Annotated in this window: 1 protein-coding gene; it reads left to right on the forward strand. The window is 39.3% G+C overall.

What is annotated here, in order from left to right; genetic code table 11:
• Window positions 1–487 precede the first annotated feature (487 nt).
• Window positions 488–825: homocysteine S-methyltransferase family protein (locus tag ACS8FC_RS16275; RefSeq protein WP_439297542.1), on the forward strand; the 338-nt coding region annotated here is incomplete at its 3' end.

An 825-nucleotide genomic window follows, 5' to 3' on the forward strand; every position in this document is an offset into this window, starting at 1 on the left:
CCAATTCTTATCTTTTTGATAAGCAACATTTAGATAGACCAACAGAACAATAATAACTTTTTGCCCATAAGTGACTTATAAGCAAAACTTACAAAGACCTAATTCTTCTGAAATCAAATTAACATGTATGAAACCTTTATCAACCTGCCTTTACGCAACTTTTTGTAGTACAGGTGTAAACTGTGTCGAACTTTTAAGCATAAGCGTTGGCTTTCATTTGCAGAAGCAACGCTTTGTGTAATCCGTAAGCGGAATGATATTCATTTGTGCACATATTCTTTGTGAAATACAATGTAACGCTATGTTCAGCAGCTCAGTGAATAGGTATCTGCTTGTCTATGGTAAAAGTAGAATGGGCAGTATCCATGTGTGCTATATTTTTCATGCTAGAATAATTCAAATTTGACGATTTCCTTTATAAGACTTTGTACTCTATTGGTTTGTTACTCCTTCCTTTTATAATATTGACGATATAAGCAGCGCACCTATGACTCAAACGATGACCTCACCGACCGCTTCTCACTCTGATACTACTTCTGACTCATCATCCGCTGATGACTTTATCTTAACACCGCCTGCTGTCTTTCCTTATAAGGAACAGCAGCTCACCGCGCGCGCCCGTATCACCGAGCAGATGGCATCACGCATTTTGATGTTAGATGGTGCAATGGGTACGCAAATTCAGACCTATAAATTGGAAGAAGCAGATTATCGTGGTGAGCGTTTTGCTGATATCGACCAAGATGTGCGTGGCAATAACGATTTGCTGGTATTGACCCAACCTCATATGATCAAAGACATTCATCACGATCATCTGTTGGCTGG

The sequence above is a fragment of the Psychrobacter sp. 1Y4 genome, from assembly GCF_051847555.1.